Genomic DNA, 21,730 nt, shown 5'->3' on the forward strand with positions numbered 1-21,730 from the left:
GGGCCGGGCAACACTTAACAGGGTATTTACGATGGCATCATACAAGGCTCCTCTTCGCGACATTCACTTTATTCTGGCTGAGGTTTTTAAGGTTGATCCCCTGTGGGCCTCAATGCCGTCCACGGCTGATGCGTCGATGGAGCTGGCCGATGCCATCTTCGAGGAGGGTGCTCGTATCTGTGAAGCCGAACTCCTGCCGTTGAATCGCCAGGGTGATGAGGAGGGGTGCACCTATCTGAATGGCAAGGTGACCACACCAAGCGGTTTTAAGGCTGCCTATCAAACCTACGCTGAGAGCGGCTGGGTCGGCCTGGGTGGTGACCCGGAGTATGGCGGCCAGGGCTTGCCTAAAATGCTGACCGTCATGTTCGAAGAGATGGTCTACGCGGCCAATACCTCCTTTGCCCTGTATCCGGCCTTAACGGCCGGGGCCTGCCTAAGCCTACTCGCACACGGTTCCGAAGAGCTCAAAAAAACCTATTTACCGGCTATGTACGAGGGCCGTTGGGCCGGTTCGATGTGCCTTACCGAACCCCATTGTGGTACTGACCTCGGTATCCTCTCCACCAAAGCGGTGCCCAATGGCGCCGGTCATTATGATATTACCGGGACGAAGATCTTTATCACCGGTGGCGAGCACGACCTGACCGAAAATATCATCCATCTGGTACTCGCCAAACTGCCCGACGCGCCGAAGGGACCGCGCGGCATCTCGCTGTTTCTGGTGCCCAAGATGTTGGTCACCGAGGACGGCCAATGCGGTGCGCCGAACCAGGTTCGGTGTGGCAGTATTGAGCACAAGATGGGCATTAAGGGTTCAGCCACCTGTCTGATGAACTTCGATGGCGCCGCCGGCTACCTGGTCGGCGAGGCCAATAGGGGCCTCGCCGCGATGTTTACCATGATGAACTATGAACGACTGTCTATTGGCCTGCAGGGCATTGGTTTGGGTGAGGTCTCCTATCAATCGGCCCGGGCCTATGCTCTGGATCGTCGACAGTCGCGAGCGCCGAGCGGTGCCGTGTCGCCTGAGCATGCCGCCGACCCCATTATGGTGCATCCGGATGTGCGCCGTATGCTCTTAACCCAGCGGGCCTATAATGAGGGCGGACGGGCCTTCGCCGCCTATGTTGGCATGTGGCTCGACCTGGCTAAGGGCCAACCGGACCCGGTTGCGGCGCAGAAGGCGGCGGCCCTTGTGGCACTGCTGACACCGGTCGCCAAGGCCTATTTTACCGATCGTGGCCTGGATACGACTATCTTGGGCCAGCAGGTGTTGGGCGGTCATGGTTATATCCGCGAATGGGGCATGGAGCAGTTTGTCCGCGATGCCCGCATCGCCCAAATTTATGAGGGTACCAACGGTATTCAGGCGCTCGATCTCATGGGCCGCAAGGTGGTTGGAGACCAGGGCAAGGCCTTTAAACTATTCCATCAAGAGGTGAGCGTTGACATCGCCGCCGCCGAGCCGTCCGATCCCCGAGCCCAGGCTTTAAACGTGGCGTTGACCCAACTCAGTCAAGCCACCGACTTTGTGATTCAGCAGTCATCGCTCGATGCCAATGCGATCGGCGCAGCGAGCTGCGATTACTTGAATCTATTTGGATTGACGGCCTATGCCCATATGTGGCTGAAAATGGCGCAGGTGGCCAAGCAGGGGGAGGGTGACTTCTATCGGGCTAAGCTGGCCACGGCCGATTTCTTCTTCCAGCGCCTGTTGCCGGAATCTGGCGCCTACCTGGCCAAGGTTTTGGCCGGCAGCGACACCCTGATGGCCTTGGATGCCGACCTGATGTAGGCACCCAATAGCGCAGCCGGCTTAGCCGGCAGTGTGTGTCGCGGCCTTAAAGGCCGGGCGCATCCTGGGCCAACTCGATAGCGATATCGGCCGCCAAGCGGGCGTTGTTTAGCACCAATTGGATGTTACTGGCCAGGCTGTCGCCGCCGGTTAATTCCGCCACACGGGCCAACAAAAAGGGCGTCGATGCCTTGCCATGAATCTGTCGCGCTGCCGCTTCCGCCAAAGCCGTTTCGATCGCCGTCTTGATGATTTCTTCTGGCATCGCCGCGGCTTCTGGAATCGGATTGGCAATGACCACTCCACCGTCTAGATTTAGGCGCCATTTAACCGCCAAGAAGCGCGCCATGGCTTGGGCTGAGTCGAGTCGATAGTCGACCGTTTCTGAGCTGCTTCGGGTATAGAACGCCGGCAATGAGCTGGTCTGATAGCCGAGCACCGGGACGCCCATGGTTTCCAGATATTCGCGCGTTAGCGCTAAATCCAAAATCGACTTAATCCCGGCACAGACCACTGCCACCGAGGTTTTGGCCAACTCTTGTAGGTCTGCCGAGATATCAAATGTTTGCGTTGCCCCACGATGGACGCCGCCGACGCCGCCGGTGGCAAAAACTCGAATGCCGGCCATTTGCGCGATAATCATGGTCGCTGCGACGGTTGTGGCACCGTGCTGCCCGGTGGCGCAGACGAATGGCAGGTCACGTCGGGAGCATTTGATCACCGTCTGTCCGGCCTGGGCGAGAATGGCTATTTCCGACTCAGTAAGGCCGGCCTTTAAGCGGCCATCGATCACGGCGATCGTCGCGGGCATGGCACCGGCGTCGCGGATCGTTTGTTCAACCAACAAGGCGGTCTGGGCATTGTCGGGCCACGGCATGCCGTGAGAAATAATGGTACTTTCCAGCGCGACAACGGGCCGATTATTCGCCAATGCCTCGGCTACCTCGGGGTGTATGTCTAAAAATGCGCTGTAGTCGATGTTGCGGCTCATGAGCACCAAGCTCCCTTGCTAAGATGACTTAAAAAAAGCTGACGAATTTCGTGCACGCCAAGTTTAGGGTTGACAGAAGCCGTACTGCTGAGCGTAAAGGTGGCACAGGCAACGGCAAACTCGAGTTGGTCTGCTGGACGCTTAAGGAGATGACGAGCGGCTACGAAGCCGGCAAACAGCGAATCGCCGGCGCCAGTATCATTTTCATTATCGCCCTTTATCGCTGACTTATACCAGGTCCCATCTTGGTTGTGCAAAATAACCCCCTGCGGGCCCTGGCTTAGGAGGACGTTTTTTACGCCCTTGGCGTGGAGTTTCTTGGCCAATGCTAGGTCGTCACCGGTTTCTTGCAGAATAGCCGCCGCCTCCTCACTATTGACCTTTAAAACATCTAGGTGGGCCAACACCGAGCGCAGGCGCGGTGCCTTGGCTGCCGAGACGCCATCGGCACAGATGGGTTTGCTGCTGTGTTGCTCACAAATCCATTGGATACTGTTTTCGGGCAAATTGGCCTCGATAATAATCTGATCGGCTTGCGTAAAATAGGCAGCCTTCAGCGCCAACTGGTCCGGTGTTAGGGTGTCGATAATGGCCATGTCGGCGATGGCTGCCAACAGTGCACCGAGTTGGTTGTTAATGGCCATATAGGTGCCGGTGGTCAGCGTGGGATGCACGATAATGGGACCGGTATCGACGCCGGCATCGGTGCAGCTGCGCAGTATTAAGGCTTGTCCGATATCGTCTCCTAATACGGTCAATAAGGAGCAGTTCATACCCAAGCGTTGGAGATTTTCAGCGATATTTCGGCCCACGCCTCCGGCACTGTTTTTCACTAGACCCGGGTTGGAGTCGCCGGGGACAAAACGGGCAAAACAACTACCGGTAATATCTAGGTTGGCCCCACCGACAATAAGGGTCCTCAATGGCAATGTGTTCGTCATGGTAACCCTCCCAGTGAGGTCTATGGTGTCAATGCCGGGTCGTTTTAGAGCGAATCAGGCCCGCTTGCGTCAATGCATCAATATGCCGGGGCACTCACCCACGCATTAGATAGATCAGGTTCCTGCGCAACAAGCACAATATCGCAACCTAGGACCGAACCATAGGTTGCTGCTCAATAAGCGTGTGCAGTAGAGCAAAAACGAGCAACAGGCAGATTAGTGGTAAACTGCCAGCAGATCTACTATTTTTTTGGAACTTCTGTGGTCCAGAGTACACCTTTATTTATCTTAAGCCGTCACTGGCAGGAAACCGATTCGGGCGTCGAATTGCGCTTCTGGTTGAGCGGTCCAGACGGGCCCCAGTGCTGGCAATTGAGTGGCCAGGACAGTGTCTGTTTTGTCTCGGAGCGGCAAGTGGAGCGCTGGCAAGCCATTTGGCAACGGCAAAAGCCGGCCATTCGGCAAACGGGGAAAACCTTTAAAACCCTGATGGGCGACACGGCGGTGCCCGTCTATTCCCGTTCTTTTAGCCAGCAGCGCCGATGGGCTTGGCAAGGGAAGGAAGTTGGCCTAAAGGTTTGGGAAGAGGATATCAATCCAGCGGAGCGATATCTGATGGAGCGGTTTTTATTCGGCAGTGTGCAGTTTGACGCTCAGCAGGCCCGGCCGGCGCAGAGCGTGCCGAACCTGCGGCCACTGTCGATCGATATTGAAACCGCCTGGTTTGAGCCGGGAAAAACGCCCGATCTGTACAGTGTGGCATTGGCCGGTGCGGGCTTGGCTCGAGTTTTCCTAGTTGATCAGGGCCAGGCTAAACAGACGCTCGATCCGACTCTGGATGCGCATTGGTTTGGCTCTGTTCGGGCCTGTCTTGAGGCCGTTATCGACGCCATTTCAAGCTATGATCCAGACTGTATTATCGGTTGGAACGTGGTCGACTTTGATCTCAGAATCCTGCAGCAGCACTGCGATCAAGTCGGCCTGTCTTTTTCCATCGGGCGTAATGGTGTGCCCGCGGCCTGGCGCGCGCGGGCCGACCAGGCAGAACATTTTTATTTGGAAGTGGAGGGCCGTCAGGTTATCGACGGACCCGGAGCATTTCGCTCGGCGGCCTGGTCCTTCGACGATTATTCATTGGAAACCGTCGCCCAAACACTGCTCCAACGGGGCAAGAAAATTGACCATAGCGATGATCGGGTCAACGAAATCGAACGTTTGTATCGGGAGGATCTAAACGCCTTTGTGCAATATAATTTGGCCGATGCCCAATTGGTGCTCGATCTTTTTGCGCAAGCCGGGCTGTGGCATTTTCTTATCGAACGCAGTCACCTCACCGGCTTGGCGATGGATCGGGCCGGCGGTTCGTCGGCCGCGTTCAATACCGTCTATATGCCCAGGTTGCACCGGCAGGGTTACATTGCCTCAAACGTCGGTGAGCAACAGTTGCAAACCACCAGCCCCGGGGGCTTTGTCATGGACAGTATCCCAGGGATCTATCGCAATGTCTTGGTGCTCGATTTTAAGAGTCTTTACCCCTCCATTATCCGAACCTTTTTGATCGACCCCTTGGGTTTGCAAGAAGGCCTAAGTGCACCCGTGGCCGAGACGGTGCCGGGGTTTTTGGATGCTCGCTTTCATCGCCAACACCATATTCTACCGGCCCTGATTGATCAGCTTTGGCAGGCGCGTGATCAGGCCAAGGCGGAAAAAAACGCGCCGATGTCGCAAGCCATAAAAATCATAATGAACTCCTTCTATGGCGTATTGGGCAGCAATCTATGCCGGTTTTTTGATCCGCGCCTAGCCAGCTCGATTACCTTACGCGGGCACGAAATCTTGCAGAAGAGTCGTGACTTTATTGAAGCCAAGGGCCATCGCGTGATCTATGGTGATACCGATTCGGTGTTCGTGCATGCCGCCGGCCATGCCGATCCGGAACAACTCGGTCGGCAATTGGCCAGCGAGTTGAACGCCTGGTGGCAAGCAAAATTGCGCAGCGAGTTTGATCTGGCATGCCATCTGGAGATGGAATTCGAAACCCACTACGAACAGTTTGTGATGCCCACCATTCGAGGCACCGAGATGGGCTCGAAAAAACGCTATGCCGGCTGGCAACTCAGCGCGGGGGAATATCGACTTATATTTAAAGGCCTGGAGGCGGTGCGTTCAGATTGGACCGCGCTGGCCAAACGCTTCCAGTTATCCCTGTACGAACGGGTGTTTCGAAATCAACCTTATAAGGCCTTAATTACCGAGACGGTATTAGACTTGAAAGCGGGGAAATTGGATGAGCAATTGATCTACAAGCGGCGCCTGCGCCGTTCGATCGAACAGTATGACAAGCAGATGCCACCTCATGTCCAGGCCGCCTGGATAAAGAGACAACAGCAACCTCATTGGCGCGGGCGTAATATTGAATACGTCAAGACGGTCCAAGGTTGGCAGCCGGTCGGTTATATCTCGGCGCAGCTCGATTATGAGCACTATATCGATAAGCAGTTGGCCCCGATCGCCGACGCCCTGCTGCATTTCTTGTCGGAGGATTTCTACAGCCTGATCGATGACCAACTGAGCCTGTTTTAACAGTCAGCGAACGGCGGGCCGCATCGCCCAAAAGCCCATTATCCATCAAGGATCCAAGCGCACCAGACTGAAGCGTTCGGGCCCGATAATGACCTCCAAGGCGTTCTCGCTAAAGCCGACAATAGTGTAGGTGAGCGCAATAGGTTGGACCGACCGCTTGAAATCACCCCCGGGTGGCGCGGTCTGGCTGAACTCGGTAATCACTGTGAGGCTGGTGTTCTCTAAGGTCCAGATCCCCTGATAATTGTAAACCGACTGGTCGGCCCGAGTCTGAATGTAGGTGATGCTGCCATTCTCAAACAGCGTGAACTTGACCTCGCCGCCGTCGTTGGCCGAACCAAACCAGAGTCCAGGTAGCAGTTCTTGAACCACCACCAAGGGCAGTTTCTTTTTGCCTTGAATGGCGACCTCGTCTGCCTGCGCCGCCATGGGTGGTCGATCACCATAGTGTATGACGCCACTTTTATCCGTCCAAGTATAGATTTTCCCGGCAGCAAAAACCGCCATTGGCAGGGCTGTTAACAGTAGCCAAAGGGCCAATCGCCGCCAGCTGGGATTATTCTTGTTCATCTGTAACACTCCATAGCGTCATAAAATGGGACAAATCACTGCTTTAAGTCTAGTCTGGTTTTCGCCCAAATGGGCAACCTAAGCCGTTACCTGGTTCACGTTATGGAAAATCGGATTACCGCCTGGCGCTAAAGCTGTCGAGCATCTCAGGATGATAAGGCGTGAGTTGATGCCGAGGGTGGATAAAAACATCACCGCGTTCAAGACACTCGCTTCATTGCACCCTATACTAGCGGCCATATGATCCGTAAAAACTCTCCCAAAGCTCGAAAAGCCAAACCTAAGGGCACCATTCGGCCAAAAAAAGCGCCGGGCAAATGGCCTATGGTCGTTAAGTTGTTTGTTCAGTTGAGTCTTGTGGCGGCCTGTCTCCTGTTTTTTTGGCTGATCTATTTGAACGCGATCGTGCGCGAAGGCTTTGAAGGTCGGCGCTTTAAAATACCGGCACGGGTCTATAGCGAAGCGCAAGAGCTCTATGTCGGAGCGTCGATCAGCCAAGACAGTCTTGTCGCATTACTGCAAAAACTGGGCTATCGAGCCGCAGATGAGGCTTTCCAGGCGGGTCGCTACAGTGTCAGAGGGGCCCGTGTATCGGTCTTTACGCGCGGTTTTAACTTCTGGGATGGCGTCGAACCGGCCGGTAAGATTGCTCTGCAATTCAATGCCAATGGTATAACCGGGCTTGCTGCCGAGAATGGCCAAACGCTGCCTTTGGTGCGTCTCGACCCTCTCTATATCGGCCAAATCTACCCCGGGATCACCGAAGACCGAGTACCCTATTCGCTCGATACTATCCCGGAGCGATTGGTCTTGGGCCTAGTCTTGGTTGAAGACGAGCGGTATTTTCAACACTGGGGTATTTCCTTTCGCGGCATCGCGCGGGCGCTATTTGCCAATATCTCCTCAGGGCAGGCCTCTCAAGGTGGGAGTACCTTAACCAATCAGTTGGTCAAAAATATGTATTTGACCTCCGACAAGACGCTGACTCGAAAGATAAAAGAAGCGTTGATGTCGGTTATTATGGAAATGCATTACAGCAAGAATGACATTCTCGAGACCTATATGAATGAGGTCTACATCGGCCAGCAGGGCGCTCGAGCTATTAATGGTTTTGGCCTGGGTGCCGAATTTTATTTTGGCACCACGCTCGAAGGCCTACAGATTCACCAGCAGGCGATGCTCATTGGCCTGATCAAAGGGCCCTCCTATTATAATCCGCGCCGTCACCCCAAGCGGGCCAAGTCACGGCGCGACACGGTACTTTCAGTTTGGCTCAGGCAGGGCCTGATTACCCAGGCCGAATATCGGCAAGCCTCCAGTGCCGCGTTGGATATAGCGAGTAAGCCCCGGCAGTCTAATTATCCGGCCTTTATGGATGCCTTGCGCCGGCAACTGGCTAACGATTACCGCAAAGAAGATTTACTCGGCGAAGGCTTGACCATCTTTACCACCTTAGATCCCTTGGCGCAGACCATCCTCGAGCAACAGGTTGCCGAAACCTTGCCGAAAACCGAACAACGTTTCAAGTTGGCAGCCAATATATTAGAAGCGGCGGCCGTGCTAACCCGGCCCTCGACCGGTGATATCTTGGCCATGCTCGGGGGTCGTGAACCGCGTGCTGGTGGCTTTAACCGGGCATTGGATGCCAAACGGCCGATCGGCTCGCTGATGAAACCGGCGGTCTATTTGGCCGCATTAGAACAGGGTTACAGCCTGGCCGAGCCGCTGAATGATGCCGACGTTACCATCGCCGCGGGCGATGGTACTTTTTGGCAGCCGAAAAACTACGACCGGATTGCCCACGGCCAGCCGATGTTGGTTGACGCCTTGGCCAAATCCTATAATCAGGCAACTGCCCGCTTGGGCATGCAAATTGGTCTGGTTGGCGTGTTTGATGTGATTGCCCGGCTCGGCGTATCCGATTCCATTCCGCTGGTACCCGCGGTAATGCTTGGCGCGCACGGTATGTCGCCCATGGAAGTGGCGCAAATGTACCAAACCATCAGCGGCAACGGCTTCTATTCGCCCTTAAATACCATTCGGGCGGTGTCCCATCCGCAGTTAGGGGTTATCCAACGCTATGATCTGAAAGTCAGTCAGCGGTTCAGTCCCGAAGCCATTTACCTATTACAGGCGGCGATGCATGAGGCCACCGTCATGGGGACCTCCGCCAGTATTCAATGGTTGTTGCCGAGTCACTGGTGGGCCGCCGGTAAAACGGGCACCACCGATGATAACCGGGATGCCTGGTTTAGTGGCTTTACCGGCGACCGCCAGCTGGTTGTTTGGGTCGGTCGAGACAACAATAAGACCACCCCGCTGACCGGATCAACCGGAGCCCTACCGATCTGGATTAAGGTTATGGCCGAGTTGCGACCGGAACAAGAGCGGCGCGGTGTGCCGCTCGGCATCACCCAGCTCGATGTCAACGAGGCGGGTATTGTGGTGCCCAGCGGCTGTGACAATGCCAGGTCCTTACCCTTTATCTTAGGGACCGAGCCGGTCGCCAGTATGAGCTGCAACGAACAGGATAATAGAGCGGTGCCCCGAAAATCCACCTGGTGGCAAAAACTGTTTAATTAAGGCCGCCCCGGCCGGAGACGATGCGAAGGCGCGTATCCAAGGGCACTGCAGCCATCAGATAGAACCGCCCAGCGCTTTGTTTAGGGCAAAAAAAAGCCCTGCCAAGGCAGGGCGTTAGCTCGCGTAGACTCCGATTAGATCGAATAGTAAAGATCGAACTCGACCGGGTGAGTCGTCATATCCAGACGCACGACGTCTTCCATCTTCAGTTTAATATAAGCATCGATGGTGTCGTCATCAAATACGCCACCAGCTTTCAGATAGTCACGGTCGGTATCCAATGCCTTCAACGCCTGTTCCAGGCTGTTGCAGACGGTCGGGTAGGCGGCAGCTTCTTCCGGTGGCAGGTCATAGAGGTCCTTATCGGCAGGATCGCCCGGATGCATCTTATTGAGTACACCGTCTAGGCCGGCCATCAGAAAGGCGGTGAACATCAGGTATGGGTTCGCCGTTGGGTCGCCAAAGCGGACCTCGATGCGCTTGCCCTTGGGGCTGGTGACATACGGAATGCGAATCGACGCGGAACGGTTACGCGCCGAATAGGCGAGCATGACCGGTGCTTCGAAACCGGGTACCAGGCGCTTGTATGAGTTCGTCGAGGCGTTGGCGAAGGCATTGAGCGAACGGGCATGCTTGATGATGCCGCCGATGTAAAACAGTGCCGTCTCAGACAGGCCGGCATAGTCATCGCCGGCAAACTGATTGACGCCGTCTTTTGAATAGGACATATGGACATGCATGCCCGAACCATTGTCACCGACCAGTGGCTTGGGCATAAAGGTTGCCGTCTTGCCATAGGCATGGGCCACGTTATGGACGCAATACTTAAGAATTTGGACCTCATCGGCTTTTTTGGTCAGGGTGTTGGCACCAACGCCAATCTCACACTGACCGGCGGTGCCTACTTCGTGATGGTGCACCTCGATGACCAAGCCCATAGACTCCATGGCATCGCACATCTGCGCGCGAATTTCATGCAGGCTATCGACCGGTGGTACTGGGAAATAACCGCCCTTGATACCGGGCCGATGACCCATATTACCGTCTTTGAAGACCCGCTCAGAAGACCAGGCGGCTTCATCGGAATCGATTTTGTAAAACGAACCGGAAATATTAGAACCCCATTTGACGTCATCGAAGACGAAAAACTCAGGCTCTGGGCCGAACAAGGCGGTGTCGCCGAGACCGGTGGAGGCTAAATAGGCTTCACCGCGCAAGGCGATTGAACGTGGGTCCCGGTTATAGCCTTCGCCGGTGGAAGGTTCAACGATGTTGCAGCGAACAATGATGGTCGCGTCTTCGGTAAAGGGATCGAGCACCGAGGCAGAATCATCGGGCATCAAGATCATGTCGGATTCGTTGATGCCTTTCCAGCCGCCAATTGACGAGCCGTCGAACATCTTGCCCTCTTGAAAAAAGTCATCATTCACTTCTGAGGAAGGTATAGATACGTGTTGTTCCTTGCCTTTGGTGTCCGTAAAACGCAGGTCTATCCAGCGGGCTTCAGATTCTTTGATTAGCGAAAGCGTAAGCGACATTGGTCGTCTCCATCGTTTAAAAGGCGCTCAATGAGTTGAGCGATGTAAAAAGTGGTCTCACAAGAAAAGATCGCGCTTATTTTAATTGTAAGTATTAGCAGTACAGCTAACCAGGCAAAAGTTATGCCGGCGATCGAATATCACCTCGGCGGCTTTGCCTGGTGCTCGTTTAGAAGGGATAGACCAAGCTCGGCACTATAAGAGTGCGGCTGCATTGGCCAGGATCCGAAAGCGCGCCTTTTTGGTGCATTTTCCACTGCGACTCTAAACACCTAGATGATATACCGTCCGGCCGGGCCATGACAGAGAAGTGTGCAACGAAGTTGAGGCCCGGGTTTTTCCGCCAACCCCTCTAACAACACCAATTTCCCACATCGAATTCGCGTCCCCAAGGGTCGCTAAAGTTCAATGTACGGCACTATTGAAAAATATCACGGGAGTGGCAAGCCGTTCAACAGGCGGATTGAAACCATTCAGATCAATGGCGCTGGAGGCGGGTAGGGCGATGCTCTGGGCTAAGGCCGGAGAACCCTCGGTATTATAATGCAGTTACCGAGGCCAGTAACTGCACGGCGAACGCACTAGTTGGTCGTAGCGGTCTCGTTAGTGGCCTGCTTCTGCTGATAGAGGGCATCAAAGTTGACCGGTGCCAACATCAGGGCAGGGAAGCTACCTTTGACAACGGCAGCGTCGACTGCTTCTCGAGCATAGGGGAAGAGAATGTTGGGGCAGTAGGCACCTAACATCTGATCACGGGTCTCATCGGGAAAACCGCCGATTGAAAAAATACCGGCCTGTTGCACTTCACATAAAAAGGCTGTTTCTTCTTCGATTTTTGCCGACACCGTCAGAGTAAGGACCACCTCATAGACATCGGTGTCGAGTTGACGAGTTTGGGTATTCAGATCCAGTTTGATCTGTGGCTTCCACTCCTTGCGAAAGATACCCGGTGCATTGGGGCTTTCAAAAGATACGTCTTTCAAATACAAACGTTGGACACCGAATTGGGGTTGCTGTTGTTCAGTCATGTTGACTCCGTAAATGTTATAGGATGCTTCAGTTCATTAGCCTGGGGAGAACATTTAGAGGGCTTGCGCAGGGACAACCCTACTAGCGGTCTAAACCCAGTAGGCTATCCAGTTGTGCCGAGCGGTCGAGGCTATAGAGTTCGTCGCAACCGCCAATATGGTCTTCGTTGATCCAGATTTGTGGCACGCTGGTGCGACCACTCTCTTGCATCATCTTGGTCCGCAGCGACGGATCACCATCGACAATCAGTTCTTGGTAACTCACACCCTTGCGATCTAACAAGCGCTTGGCTTGTACACAAAAGGGGCACCAGTTCGACGAATATATGCGTACAGTAGGTTTCATAACAGCTCGACCCGTAACAAATTAGTCTTTAACCAGTGGCAAATTACTGCCTTGCCACTCCAAAATTCCACCGCGCAGCTTGTGCAACTTATTGAATCCTGCCTTGGCTAGGATGGCGCCGCTCGCGCCAGCGGTGGTGCCCGTTTTACATATCAGGATGACCGGCGTGTCTTTAAAAGACTCCAGTTCATTGATGCGCTTGAGCACATCCTTTGCGGGTATATGTAAGGCGTTGGGCAAATGGCCGGCGCGAAACTCATCCTTACTGCGGATATCAATCACCTTGGCATTTTCATTATTAATCATCTGCGTCATCTGTGATGGCGACACCGCAGCGCCACCGCGCGCGCCTTCGGTCTTGATCAGAAGGAAAAATAAAATCAACCAGACTGAGCTGAGTTGCCAATGGTTTATGATGAATTCAAAAAATTGCTCTAACATGGCTCGATCTCTGATTGTCGACTAAAAAAGAGGCGGCAGTATACACCACCTTATCCAATGGTAACCAATTGGATGCAAAATGAGTCAATTCAAGTCTTACTCAAGTCACTTTTGGCTGGAGAATCCTCCGGATCGATAGGTAGATCAACTTTCGGTCGGAAAAAGCAGCGGTAAATCTAATTTCAGCTCGAACTTTGGCATTGGATCATTACACTGTATAATTTGTAATTTTCCTACATTTTAACGCGAGGCACTAAAGATGGCTAAGGGTAAAACGGCGATTCTGCTTATTCTAGATGGTTTTGGCTACAGCGAGACATCGACATCAAATGCCATTGAGCAGGCCAATATGCCGGTTTGGGATCGCTTGTGGTCTACATTTCCACACACCCTGATCCAAACATCTGGCATGGCGGTGGGCTTGCCCGAGGGTCAGATGGGTAATTCCGAAGTTGGTCATATGAATCTGGGCGCCGGTCGTACCGTTTATCAGTCCCTGACTCGAGTAACCAAGGCCATCAGTGATGGTGATTTTTTTGTCAACGAGAAGCTTATTAAGGCTGTCGATGCTGCCGTTGAGGGCAACAAGGCGGTGCACCTGATGGGCCTTCTAAGTCCAGGCGGCGTGCACGCGCACGATGATCACTTTCATGCCATGGTCGATTTAGCGGTGCAACGCGGGGCCGATCAGGTCTATGTCCATGCCTTCTTAGATGGTCGCGATACGCCCCCGCGCAGTGCCTTGGCGTCAATAGAGCGCTTGGAAGCGAAGTTGGAAAAACTGGGCGTTGGTGGCATCGTGTCAATGATCGGTCGTTATTACGCGATGGATCGGGATAATCGTTGGGAACGGGTGCAAGCCGCCTACGACCTATTGGTTTCCGGTACGGCCGACATAGTCGCGGCCACACCTATGGACGCCTTGCATGCCGCCTACGATCAGGGTAAGGACGATGAGTTTTGCCCGTCGGCCTCGATTCGCGCCGATAATACCCAGGCCATTACCATCAACGACGGTGATGCCGTGGTCTTTATGAATTTCCGGCCCGATCGATCCCGTGAGTTGACCCGAGCGCTGATCGATCAAAACTTGCAGTCCGATCTAGATCGTAGCCGAATGCCCAAGCTCAGTGCCTTTGTATCTTTGACTGAATATGCCGCCGATATAGACTGCGATGTTGCTTACTTACCAGAAAACCTGACCAACACCCTGGGGGAAGTTATCCAGAAACAGGGTGGCAAGCAGCTGCGCATCGCCGAAACCGAAAAATATGCCCATGTAACTTTCTTCTTTAGCGGGGGGCAGGAGAGCGAGTTTGAGGGCGAAACGCGCACGTTGATTCCGTCGCCGAAGGTTGCTACCTATGATTTGCAGCCTGAAATGAGTGCCCCAGAGGTCACTGAGAAACTTGTTGCGGCCATTGCTTCAAAGCAATACGACCTGATCGTTTGTAACTACGCCAATGGCGATATGGTTGGCCATACCGGCAAGATGGCTGCCGCCATCAAGGCCGTTGAAGCACTGGATACGGCCTTAGCTGCCGTAAGCCAAGCCGCATTGGCGGCTGATGCGGATCTGTTGATTACCGCCGATCACGGCAATGTTGAGCTGATGGTCGACCCCGTCACCGGTGGCCCAGTGACCAGCCATACGATCTTTCCAGTGCCCCTGATCTATGTCTCCAATCAGGCCCAGGGCGTCCAATTGCAGGCTGGCGCGCTAGCCGATATAGCACCGACCCTGTTGACAATATTGAAGATTGCCGTGCCGGTTGAAATGACCGGGCGGAATCTGATTGTTTAGCCAACGGCTGACCGCTGTTTAACCCGCCTAAGGCGGGTTTTTTTTTGCTCTCCAGTTTGGTTTTAATACTGGCCTGGGCCAACCGCAAGCCGATTAGTTAGATCGCTCTGGGCCGGGCTCAGGACCGACGATGAAATCGAACCCGCGCGTGCTGGCGACAGGTCGCGACGCACCTGTTAAGATCGCCAAAACCTTTTTGTGGATGCCCAGTCATTGCTTCGTTCCTTTATTTTGCCTCTGTTGATCGCAGCCGCGTTGCTAGGTGGACACCTAAGAGCTGACGACTTGGCGCAAAACCAGGCCGCACTGCAAGCGGTCAGTAAAGCGTTAAAGGCACTGGAGACCACACTGGCCGGGCAGCAGCAGGACGTATCCAGTGCTCGGCAGGCGCTCCAAGAGGTTGAGCGAGAAATGGCCGACTTACAACAAAAAAGTCTCGTCTTGAATCAAACAGTGGCTACCCAAAAGGCAGCCATAGCCCGGCTCGGTGAACAAAAAAGTGAGTTGCAGGCGCAGTTGGCGACCCAAAAAGATCAGATATCGGCTGTTTTACGCCTTGCTTACAAGCAAAACAATCAGCCACTGATTAAACTGCTATTGTCGAAGCAGCGTCCCGAAGACGTTGCTCGGCATCTGTATTACTTTTCCGTGCTGACCGATAATCAACAGCAGCAGGTAGCAAAATGGGTCGAGGAGCAGAACCTGTTAGCGACGACCCTGCGCACCGAAGCTCAATTGCTGATAGAGATGGAAGAAAATAAAGAGCGCTTGGTTGAACAAAGCCGTAAACTCAAAAGTCAGCAAAACAAACGCACTCTGGCCATCGCTGCGATTAACAGCGAGGCCGAAAACACCATTGGCAACATTGCTCGCAAAGAAAAAGAACTTGCGAAAATGACCGAGCTAATCGATCAATTGCAATCCAAGCTGGCCAGTTTGGGTCTGGAATTTCCCGATTTGGAAGGGCGCACGAACCCTAAAGGTGAACTGCCATGGCCCGTGTCGGGTCGTTTAAAGAACGCTTATGGCCAATCGTTTGATGGCAGCGTGCTGACCTGGCAAGGGTGGTTAATTGCGGCCCCATTGGGCACCGATGTGCTCGCCGTTCAGCGTGGCCGAGTGGTCTTTGCTGATTTTTTCAAAGCCAATGGACTGTTGATGATCGTCGATCATGGCGCTGGCATCTGGACACTCTATGGCCGGAATCAAGCTCTATTGCGCGATGTCGGCAGTTGGGTTGAAGCTGGCGATGTGATCGCAGCCGTCGGGCAGTCTGGGGGCTATAATGAAAGCGGTCTGTACTTTGAAGTCCGAAAAGACGGGGAGCCACAAAATCCGGCGAACTGGTTGCAGAAAAGGTAGGCCTTAACCTTGAATACACAAATTGAAAATACTGATGTTGAAGGAACTCTTATGAGACTTATTCGTAATCCGTTGTTGGCAGCATCGACGGCACTAGTTATTGGTTTTGCCGTGGGTATTGCGACGGTGGTTCAGGCCGATGATGAAAGCCAGTTGCCGATCGATGAAATTCGCCTGATGTCGCAAGTGTTGGAGCGTATAAAACAGTCCTATGTTGAAGAGGTGACCGACGAGCAGCTCTTAGAGTCCGCCATCGAAGGTATGTTAACCGCCTTAGATCCCCACTCAGACTATTTGACGCCGGATGACTTTAAAGATCTGCGTGAGAGCACCTCGGGTGAGTTTGGCGGTCTGGGTATTGAAATCACCCTCGACACCTCGGGCTTTATTAAGGTGGTGGCCCCAATAGACGATACCCCTGCGTATCGCGCCGGAATGCAATCGGGCGATCTGATTACACAGATAGATGATGCCCCGGTAAAGGGTATGACCATTAACGATGCGGTTGGCCTAATGCGCGGCAAACCTGGTACCTCCTTGGTATTGAAGGTGGTTCGTTCAGGCGAAACGGGTCCGTTGGAGATCGAAATTACCCGCGCAGTGATTAAGGTGACCAGTGTCCGTCATCGCATGCTGGAACCGGGCTTTGGCTATATTCGCATCTCTCAGTTTCAGGAGCGGACCGGCCCGGACTTTGAAGATGCATTGAATCAATTACATGCCGAAGCTGATGATAAGTTGCAGGGCTTTGTACTGGATTTACGCAACAATCCGGGCGGCGTTTTGCAGGCATCGGTTGATGTGGTCGACAATCTGATCACCGATGGACTCATTGTCTACACCGAAGGCCGTATCGCGAATTCCGATAGCCGATTTGTGGCGCGCAAGAAAGATCCGAGTAAGGGTGTCACGATGGTGGTCTTGATCAATGGTGGCTCTGCTTCAGCCTCTGAGATTGTCGCCGGTGCGTTGCAAGATCACGGTCGAGGTTTAGTCATGGGCACTCAGTCTTTTGGCAAGGGCTCAGTGCAAACGATTTTACCGCTCGATAAGGATCATGCGTTGAAGCTGACCACCGCCCGTTACTACACGCCCAACGGCCGGTCCATTCAGGGTCAAGGCATAGTGCCGGACATAGAGGTTAAGCAGGGTAAGTTGACGCTCAATGACAGCGAGGGCTTTTACAAGGAATCCGATTTGGCCGGTGCGCTGGTCAATCCTGATAGCGAAGCCGATGTCGACGGGGACGAAAAATCCACAGTCGAACCGAGTGAGGATTATCAGTTGTTTCAGGCTGTGACGGTACTCAAGGGCATAGCCATTCTGAATGCCAAATAGTTCGTTGCGTTTTCTACTGGTCCAGCTAATGTTGACGGTGCTGCTTTCGAGCAGCGCCGTTTTTGTGTCGGCCCAAGGGAAAATTGTTCTGGTTATTGACGATTTGGGTAATCAGCGCCGCGCGGGCCGGTCGGTCATAGATAGCCCATGGGTCACCACCGTGGCGATCATGCCGGGTCGGCCTTTTACCGAAGAGTTGGCCCAATATGCCTTTGCGCAGGGTAAAGAAATTATTATCCATATGCCGATGTCCAACGAGACCGACTTCCCCTTAGGACCTTTAGGTTTGAATCGCGTAGACGGCAAGGCTACCCTGACAGAGAATTTGCACACAGCCCTAGCGGGGGTGCCGCATGCGGTGGGTTTATCGAACCATATGGGCAGCCGCTTAACGCAAGATCGCGAGGCCATGGGTTGGGTGATGGCAATGCTCAAACAGGTGGGCTTTTATTTTTTCGACAGTCGGACGGTGTCGACCACCATCGCCTACCAGGTCGCGGCGCAGTACCAACTGCCTTGGTCCATGCGCAACATTTTTTTGGATCATTACCGAACCGAGGATTTCATCGCGCAGCAGTGGCACTTGGCGCTGACCAAGGCGCGTCAGGGCGAAACGGTTACGGTGATCGGTCACCCCTATCCTGAGACCCTGCGCTTTTTGAACAATCTGCAGCTCGACCCGAGTGACCTGGAGCTGCTATTACCCTTATCTGCGGTGCTCAACTACGCTGATAAAGTGGCACGCCCCCTGAGGAATTTCCCGCAAGGGCTTTAAGCTGTACCCAATTCATTTGATGTTCAGTATAGGGCGCTATAGTCTGGCGCAACTGAACAAACGATCGCATAAGGAAAACGCTATGAAACAGCTGCTGGTTATCTTCTTGATGAGTGCTCTAGTCTTGTCAGGCTGTGCAACCCTCAACAAGAATGAATGCCTTACCGCCAACTGGTATCAGATCGGCTATGAGGACGGTGCGCGCGGTTTTCCTGACACCCGTATCGGGTCGCATCGTGAAGCCTGCGCCAAACACGGCATTTCGCCTGATTTTCGTGCCTATCTGGATGGTCATGAAGAAGGGGTTATTCGTTTTTGCACCGCGCAAAATGGCTTCGCGCAAGGTAAGAACGGCTATCAATACGCCGGCATCTGTCCGCCGTCACTGGAAGGGCGCTTTCTCGATGGTTACGATGCCGGGCGGCAGATTTACGCGGTGACCTCGGCCATCCGCAGTGCCGAATCCGAACAGCGCCAGAATGAAGCGAAAATGAGTGCCCTAGAGCAAGAGATTATTAGCAAAAAACAGGTCATGTTTGCCGCCGAAACCTCGGTCGAGGATCGTTACCGGCTGGATGGCGAGTTAAGCAGCATGCAGCAAGATTTGGGCGGTTTGGAGCAGCGTAATAGGCAATTGTTGGTCGATCTTGCGCAGGCCCAAGCCCAATTGCGTGTGCTTGAAGAAAAGTATGCCTACTTCTAGGCGATATTCGGATAGTGGCTGGATCGACAGTCACTGTCATCTGAATGAATTGGCGACTGCGCCGGCTCAGCTTAAGGAGGCCAAGCAGGCGCAGATCGAATATTTTATTGTCCCAGGTACGGCACCGCAACAATGGTCAGATGTGATCGCATGGCAATCTGCCCACTGTGCGATCGCCTTGGGCACCCACCCTTGGTTTGTTGACCCGAATGAGGACCAGATCGGCCAGTTAATTGTTGCCCTTCAGCAGCATGAGGTGGTCGCCATCGGTGAAATTGGTCTCGATTTTTACTCCAATCAAAGCCAACCTCGACCCCATAGGGCGCTGCAGCAACGGCTGTTCGAAGCCCAACTGATGATCGCCAAAGCGCATCGTTTACCGGTGATCGTGCACAGCGTCAAAGCCCATCAGCAAGTGATCGATACCCTGCGCCGTCTGGCCATCGAGGATGGCGTCGTGCACGCCTTTATCGGCAGTGCGGAGCTGGCGCAGCAGTATATCGAGCTAGGCTTTCATCTGGGCATTGGGCCGTTGATCCTAAAATCACCCAAAACCCGGGCCGCTCTGGCGCAGGTCCCGCTGAGTCAAATGCTGTTAGAAACCGATGCCCCTTTTGGCAACAGCCATTCGGCCGCTAATCCGTTGCTGCAAATCTTGTCGGTAGCCCAATGTGTAGCCGAGATTAAACAGATCAGCTTAGCGCAACTGCAGCACGCGACCCGAGGCAACACTCAGCGTCTGTTTCGTCTGCCGGCCGACCATTAGTCACACTGGGGCACTGACCGCTTGATCCATTCTGTGGGGATCCTAGAGCTCCTCAGGAGCGGGGAGGGCGTCGCCGCAGACACGACAATATTCAGCATCAATCTCATGACCGGTGATACCGCAACCGATGCACCCGCGCGCGTCCCGTTGGGTGCGCATCGCCTGAGTCAGTTCGGCCGTGTAGATGCCGGTCGGTACGGCGATAATGGCATAACCGGTAATCATCGTTGCCGAGGCAATTAATTGGCCTAATGCAGTCGCCGGCGCAACATCGCCATAGCCCACCGTGGTTAGGGTGACGATTGCCCAATAGATACTTTTGGGGATCGAGGTGAAGCCATTTTCTGGGCCTTCCACCAGGTACATAATAGCGCCAAAGACCACCACCAACGTGCTGACAAAGTAGAGGAAGACCAGAATCTTGCGTTTACTTGAACGCATGGCCCAGACCAGTTGTTCGGCCTCATGCATGTAACTGAACAGTTTAAGGACACGGAAGACCCGTAAAATTCGCAGGATGCGAATAACCAAAAAGGTATTGGCGCCGGGAATCAGAATGGTTAAATAGGTTGGGATAATGGATAACAGATCGACGATACCATAAAAGCTGAAGGCGTATTTTAGCGGATGTCGCACACAGGATAAGCGCAGTAGATATTCGACGGTAAAGGCTAGGGTAAAGGTCCATTCGATAAAGTTGAGCAAGCCTTGATAGCTGATCCGAACCGCCGTGACGCTTTCCAGCATAACCGCCAGCACACTGAGTCCGATGGCCATGATCAGGGCCACATCGAACAGCTTTCCGGCGCGGGATTCGGCGCCAAAGATAATGTCATTTAATTTCAGCTGCCAGGGAGCCAGTGGGCTGTCGGCAGACTCGGACTGAATAATATGAAACCGATTGAAGTTGCCACGGGCCATCAGAAGGCCTCCCCAACAGTGATCGCAAAGTTAAGCTCTTGGGCATCCACTAAGCCGATATCGAGCCGAACGTTGAAACGATCGGGGGTCGTTGCAAAACGGAGTCCTAGACCGACGCTGGAGTGAAATTCACTTACCTGGAGTTCGGCCAAGCTGGGCGCAACCTGAATGCTATCGAAAAAGGCCACACCGGCCCATTTAGGCCCCAATGTCTTGCGCCATTCCAACTGGCCGCCCAGGGCTGTGAAATCGATCCAACGATTGCCATTGGCGCCTCGTAAGGTGCGGTCCCCGGTCGGCTTGGGTAGATGGGTGAAGGGTGTCTTGGCGCTGGCCAACTGGCCATGAGCTCGAACGGCTAAGACGTCGGCACCCAGGGTGATAAAGTGCGCGGCACTGACCTGGGCCAGATAAAAACCGACGTCACTGCCCAATGCTTCACTGTACAGATCCAAGCGGCTCGACCAAAGCTGACCACTGGTGGACCAGTCGGTATTATCGCGGCTGTCGATCCGGCCAGAGATTCCCAAGCCGGTATAGAGACCGCCGCTCTGACCGGCAACCGAGGCATCCAATAGGTCGGCCTGCGACGGGTCGATAAGGGCATCGATGCGGTGAAATTCGGCCAATAGGCTGGCACCCAGGTAGAATGTGTCGGTCACCTTTCGGGTCGCCGAGACAGAACTTTCCAGCGCGCTGTCGGCATAGCTATCGCCCGCATCGGGCGTTTGGTTGGCCTGGCCGTAATAGTCGCTGGGCCAATATTTACCGCCCAGCTTGCCGCTGATGTTCCAAGCGCCGTCGGAGACATATACGCTCGGCCAAATATAGGCCTGGTATTGTCCTTCGGTGGTGCCCTGGAGCAAAGCCTCTAATCGATTCTGGGGTACCGTAGGTGTTTGCTGGGCAAAAATACGCATCACATAGGCACCATACTGGAAACCGGTTTCCGGCGAGGAGCCGACAGCGGGTAAGGGTACCCAGGTGGCCGGTTTTAAAGGCGCGGCAACGGATTCGACAGCCACTAGTAACACTAATCCAAGGGTCAGCCGGTTGATGTTCATAGGCGCAGTCTGTTCCATATTTAATTGTCAGCCGATCACGCTACCCCAGCACCTATTGCCGGTCAATGGTCGATTGTGGGCGGTCGGGGCGTTAAGATTGGCGTCCACTCAAGGCATCGGCCATCAGCTAGCGGGTGGTTCGCCCCATTACCGCCTGAGTCGTCCAAGCTGACGGTGG

The 21,730-nt window shown here is 54.0% G+C and carries 18 protein-coding genes; 9 read left to right on the forward strand and 9 right to left on the reverse strand.

Features of this window, described 5'->3' with window-relative positions; translation table 11 throughout:
• The first annotated feature begins 31 nt into the window (after window positions 1-31).
• A complete protein-coding gene (locus REIFOR_RS04425; protein WP_100256418.1) occupies window positions 32-1,798 on the forward strand; it encodes an acyl-CoA dehydrogenase C-terminal domain-containing protein in 1,767 nt (588 codons plus the stop codon).
• A gap of 46 nt (window positions 1,799-1,844) precedes the next feature.
• Here REIFOR_RS04425 and REIFOR_RS04430 read toward each other — a convergent pair whose 3' ends face one another.
• Window positions 1,845-2,789 (reverse strand): pseudouridine-5'-phosphate glycosidase, encoded by a 945-nt coding sequence (locus REIFOR_RS04430; protein WP_100256419.1) that lies wholly within the window; start codon window positions 2,787-2,789, stop codon window positions 1,845-1,847.
• A complete protein-coding gene (locus REIFOR_RS04435) occupies window positions 2,786-3,730 on the reverse strand; it encodes a carbohydrate kinase family protein (protein WP_100256420.1) in 945 nt (314 codons plus the stop codon). Before REIFOR_RS04435 ends, REIFOR_RS04430 begins: the two co-directional genes overlap by 4 nt.
• 261 nt (window positions 3,731-3,991) lie before the next feature.
• On the opposite strand from REIFOR_RS04435, the gene REIFOR_RS04440 reads away from it, so the two are divergent.
• The gene (locus tag REIFOR_RS04440) at window positions 3,992-6,313 is read left to right on the forward strand and encodes a DNA polymerase II (RefSeq protein WP_100256421.1); all 2,322 of its coding nucleotides are present in this window, start codon (window positions 3,992-3,994) and stop codon (window positions 6,311-6,313) included.
• Between the two features lie 45 nt (window positions 6,314-6,358).
• Here the strand turns inward: REIFOR_RS04440 and REIFOR_RS04445 are convergent, their stop codons facing one another.
• Entirely contained in the window at window positions 6,359-6,883 is a 525-nt protein-coding gene (locus REIFOR_RS04445; protein WP_100256422.1) for a DUF4124 domain-containing protein, read from the reverse strand.
• A 324-nt stretch (window positions 6,884-7,207) separates the two neighbouring features.
• Between REIFOR_RS04445 and mrcB the strand changes: the two genes are divergently transcribed.
• Window positions 7,208-9,466, forward strand: coding sequence for a penicillin-binding protein 1B (gene mrcB / locus REIFOR_RS04450; protein WP_158524287.1), 2,259 nt, complete (start codon window positions 7,208-7,210; stop codon window positions 9,464-9,466).
• A gap of 134 nt (window positions 9,467-9,600) precedes the next feature.
• On the opposite strand, the gene glnA is transcribed toward mrcB, so the two are convergent.
• The 4 genes from glnA to REIFOR_RS04470 all read right to left on the reverse strand — a co-directional run bounded on the left by glnA (window position 9,601) and on the right by REIFOR_RS04470 (window position 12,819).
• Window positions 9,601-11,004 carry a glutamate--ammonia ligase gene (glnA, locus tag REIFOR_RS04455; RefSeq protein ID WP_100256424.1) on the reverse strand — a complete coding sequence of 468 codons (1,404 nt, stop codon included), beginning with the start codon at window positions 11,002-11,004 and terminating at the stop codon, window positions 9,601-9,603.
• A 581-nt stretch (window positions 11,005-11,585) separates the two neighbouring features.
• Complete coding sequence (secB, locus tag REIFOR_RS04460) at window positions 11,586-12,032, reverse strand: protein-export chaperone SecB (protein ID WP_100256425.1); 447 nt, start codon at window positions 12,030-12,032, stop codon at window positions 11,586-11,588.
• An 82-nt stretch (window positions 12,033-12,114) separates the two neighbouring features.
• Window positions 12,115-12,378, reverse strand: a complete 264-nt coding sequence (gene grxC / locus REIFOR_RS04465) for a glutaredoxin 3 (RefSeq protein WP_100256426.1) — start codon at window positions 12,376-12,378, stop codon at window positions 12,115-12,117.
• A 21-nt stretch (window positions 12,379-12,399) separates the two neighbouring features.
• Window positions 12,400-12,819 (reverse strand): rhodanese-like domain-containing protein, encoded by a 420-nt coding sequence (locus REIFOR_RS04470; RefSeq protein ID WP_100256427.1) that lies wholly within the window; start codon window positions 12,817-12,819, stop codon window positions 12,400-12,402.
• Window positions 12,820-13,078: 259 nt separating this feature from the next.
• On the opposite strand from REIFOR_RS04470, the gene gpmI reads away from it, so the two are divergent.
• The 6 genes from gpmI to REIFOR_RS04500 all read left to right on the forward strand — a co-directional run bounded on the left by gpmI (window position 13,079) and on the right by REIFOR_RS04500 (window position 19,567).
• Window positions 13,079-14,623: a 2,3-bisphosphoglycerate-independent phosphoglycerate mutase gene (gene gpmI, locus REIFOR_RS04475; protein ID WP_100256428.1), complete on the forward strand. Its 1,545-nt coding sequence runs from the start codon at window positions 13,079-13,081 to the stop codon at window positions 14,621-14,623.
• A gap of 213 nt (window positions 14,624-14,836) precedes the next feature.
• On the forward strand, window positions 14,837-15,985 hold the full coding sequence (locus tag REIFOR_RS04480; RefSeq protein ID WP_145980232.1) for a murein hydrolase activator EnvC family protein: 1,149 nt from the start codon (window positions 14,837-14,839) through the stop codon (window positions 15,983-15,985).
• Window positions 15,986-16,036: 51 nt separating this feature from the next.
• On the forward strand, window positions 16,037-17,323 hold the full coding sequence (locus REIFOR_RS04485; protein ID WP_100256430.1) for a S41 family peptidase: 1,287 nt from the start codon (window positions 16,037-16,039) through the stop codon (window positions 17,321-17,323).
• Window positions 17,313-18,098 carry a divergent polysaccharide deacetylase family protein gene (locus tag REIFOR_RS04490; protein ID WP_100256431.1) on the forward strand — a complete coding sequence of 262 codons (786 nt, stop codon included), beginning with the start codon at window positions 17,313-17,315 and terminating at the stop codon, window positions 18,096-18,098. The genes REIFOR_RS04485 and REIFOR_RS04490 overlap by 11 nt, the downstream gene beginning before the upstream one ends.
• An 82-nt stretch (window positions 18,099-18,180) precedes the next feature.
• Window positions 18,181-18,801, forward strand: coding sequence for a DUF2799 domain-containing protein (locus REIFOR_RS04495; RefSeq protein WP_158524288.1), 621 nt, complete (start codon window positions 18,181-18,183; stop codon window positions 18,799-18,801).
• Complete coding sequence (locus REIFOR_RS04500; RefSeq protein WP_100256433.1) at window positions 18,788-19,567, forward strand: TatD family hydrolase; 780 nt, start codon at window positions 18,788-18,790, stop codon at window positions 19,565-19,567. Before REIFOR_RS04495 ends, REIFOR_RS04500 begins: the two co-directional genes overlap by 14 nt.
• Before the next feature lie 42 nt (window positions 19,568-19,609).
• On the opposite strand, the gene REIFOR_RS04505 is transcribed toward REIFOR_RS04500, so the two are convergent.
• Together REIFOR_RS04505 and REIFOR_RS04510 are read right to left on the reverse strand one after the other, a co-directional pair.
• Window positions 19,610-20,488 (reverse strand): ion transporter, encoded by an 879-nt coding sequence (locus REIFOR_RS04505; RefSeq protein ID WP_100256434.1) that lies wholly within the window; start codon window positions 20,486-20,488, stop codon window positions 19,610-19,612.
• The gene (locus REIFOR_RS04510; protein ID WP_145980234.1) at window positions 20,488-21,513 is read right to left on the reverse strand and encodes a BamA/TamA family outer membrane protein; all 1,026 of its coding nucleotides are present in this window, start codon (window positions 21,511-21,513) and stop codon (window positions 20,488-20,490) included. Before REIFOR_RS04510 ends, REIFOR_RS04505 begins: the two co-directional genes overlap by 1 nt.
• Window positions 21,514-21,730: the final 217 nt, after the last annotated feature.

Source organism: Reinekea forsetii, from assembly GCF_002795845.1.
Classification (GTDB): Bacteria; Pseudomonadota; Gammaproteobacteria; order Pseudomonadales; family Natronospirillaceae; genus Reinekea; species Reinekea forsetii.

Bases quoted from the DNA above. Each gene is read 5' to 3' on its own strand.
- REIFOR_RS04425 (WP_100256418.1), top strand. From the start codon at position 32: ATGGCATCATACAAGGCTCCTCTTCGCGACATTCACTTTATTCTGGCT.
- REIFOR_RS04430 (WP_100256419.1), bottom strand. From the start codon at position 2,789: ATGAGCCGCAACATCGACTACAGCGCATTTTTAGACATACACCCCGAG.
- REIFOR_RS04435 (WP_100256420.1), bottom strand. From the start codon at position 3,730: ATGACGAACACATTGCCATTGAGGACCCTTATTGTCGGTGGGGCCAAC.
- REIFOR_RS04445 (WP_100256422.1), bottom strand. From the start codon at position 6,883: ATGAACAAGAATAATCCCAGCTGGCGGCGATTGGCCCTTTGGCTACTG.
- mrcB (WP_158524287.1), top strand. From the start codon at position 7,208: ATGGTCGTTAAGTTGTTTGTTCAGTTGAGTCTTGTGGCGGCCTGTCTC.
- glnA (WP_100256424.1), bottom strand. From the start codon at position 11,004: ATGTCGCTTACGCTTTCGCTAATCAAAGAATCTGAAGCCCGCTGGATA.
- secB (WP_100256425.1), bottom strand. From the start codon at position 12,032: ATGACTGAACAACAGCAACCCCAATTCGGTGTCCAACGTTTGTATTTG.
- grxC (WP_100256426.1), bottom strand. From the start codon at position 12,378: ATGAAACCTACTGTACGCATATATTCGTCGAACTGGTGCCCCTTTTGT.
- REIFOR_RS04470 (WP_100256427.1), bottom strand. From the start codon at position 12,819: ATGTTAGAGCAATTTTTTGAATTCATCATAAACCATTGGCAACTCAGC.
- gpmI (WP_100256428.1), top strand. From the start codon at position 13,079: ATGGCTAAGGGTAAAACGGCGATTCTGCTTATTCTAGATGGTTTTGGC.
- REIFOR_RS04485 (WP_100256430.1), top strand. From the start codon at position 16,037: ATGAGACTTATTCGTAATCCGTTGTTGGCAGCATCGACGGCACTAGTT.
- REIFOR_RS04490 (WP_100256431.1), top strand. From the start codon at position 17,313: ATGCCAAATAGTTCGTTGCGTTTTCTACTGGTCCAGCTAATGTTGACG.
- REIFOR_RS04495 (WP_158524288.1), top strand. From the start codon at position 18,181: ATGAAACAGCTGCTGGTTATCTTCTTGATGAGTGCTCTAGTCTTGTCA.
- REIFOR_RS04500 (WP_100256433.1), top strand. From the start codon at position 18,788: ATGCCTACTTCTAGGCGATATTCGGATAGTGGCTGGATCGACAGTCAC.
- REIFOR_RS04505 (WP_100256434.1), bottom strand. From the start codon at position 20,488: ATGGCCCGTGGCAACTTCAATCGGTTTCATATTATTCAGTCCGAGTCT.